The following is a 1,327-nucleotide window of genomic DNA, read 5'->3' as shown; positions in this document are numbered from 1 at the left end:
TTAAAATTTGATCCAGCAAGTGCTTCTGCTCCTTTTGTGGCAACTTTAGTAGATGTCATGGGCATTATAATCTATTTCTCTGTAGCTTCCATCATTTTGTCAGGAACTCTTCTTTAAACATGTAAAGTAGAAACTCTTTCTTCTGGAAAGACTTTGTCATGTAACCTAAGATCTTTCCAGAAGAGAATAAGCTCCATTAATTTATTTTCTAGCGCACCGCTCCATAAACAATTTATTATTTTTATTGAATAACAGCTCCGAATATCGTAAATTTACCTCATCATAAAGCTTTTTATATTAAATCGATTAAAGTCATCTTCTTGCCTGTCACAAACGGGATTGGTGTATAGCTAAAAACTATTCAAGAAAAAAATTAAATACTCCTTATATCCTCTCTCTCGTATCAAAAACTGTTGCAATATTGACAGCTGAGAAAGAATAATAATGATATGCTCTATAGGCTTTATATTTCTTCACAAAGGTGTTGATAGGTATACTATTCACGTATATTACATCATTTATGAGCCCTATCATGGAATGGATTTAGTGTACGTTCAGAAAACTCTCTTAAGTACATGAATATGCAACAACAAGTGTATTCTGTTTGAAGCGTTCTGTTTGGCATGAAAAGCATACTCCTATTAGAGAATGCGATTAACAAAAGTGTGAGGTAATGCACTATCTCCATGGCTTAGAAGATATTGCTTAGATGCTTTTGAAAGCATAAGTTTGGCTTAACGGCAAAGATAAGAATTTTCTTTTGATGCCTTCATCTTCTTTCTAAAAAAGACTGTATTCCGGTTTCATAAATAAATAAATAAAACAGATATAATTCTTGCCCCAATCTGTCATACAAAAGCTAGAACTTCTTATAAAATGCTTAATCGTCTCAATATTTACCTCAAATACACGGTTGCATTAGATCTGGATTTTGATTGACAAGTTATAGAATAAGAAAAAGCTGTGTTAGAATAAAAATATCGTACAGTTGTAATAAATTGGCTATGAATTAAGAGATATTCCGGATTTTTATCAATCTCTTTGCAAAAAAACAACAATAATACGGCTAGCTTTATACTTACTTACTCTTACAAGAGCTCATATAAATTCCTTGTGTCATATTGATAGAAATCAAGTTGACGGTGATTTTTGGGATAATTCTTAGCTCAAGAATAGAACATACGTACTATAAAAATCCTTTTACGAAGCTCCAGCAATTGAAGCTTAATAGAGCCTTAAAGACTTGGATAAATAGTTTTGCCATAAAAATATTGCCTCCATCTTCCAAAATTATAAAAAAACATGTAAAAGGTTTTTTAATAGTCAG

The 1,327-nt window shown here is 31.5% G+C and carries 1 protein-coding gene; it reads left to right on the top strand.

Going from position 1 to position 1,327, the window contains the following annotated elements:
* A partial coding sequence (locus tag ACFIKE_RS10685) for a magnesium transporter (RefSeq protein WP_375649876.1) occupies window positions 1-117 on the top strand: 117 nt, incomplete at its 5' end.
* Between the last annotated feature and the right edge of the window lie 1,210 nt (window positions 118-1,327).

It is taken from the genome of Bartonella sp. MU70NMGDW (assembly GCF_042194085.1).
Taxonomy (GTDB): Bacteria; Pseudomonadota; Alphaproteobacteria; order Rhizobiales; family Rhizobiaceae; genus Bartonella; species Bartonella grahamii.
This window is presented reverse-complemented; position numbering and strand designations above follow the sequence as displayed.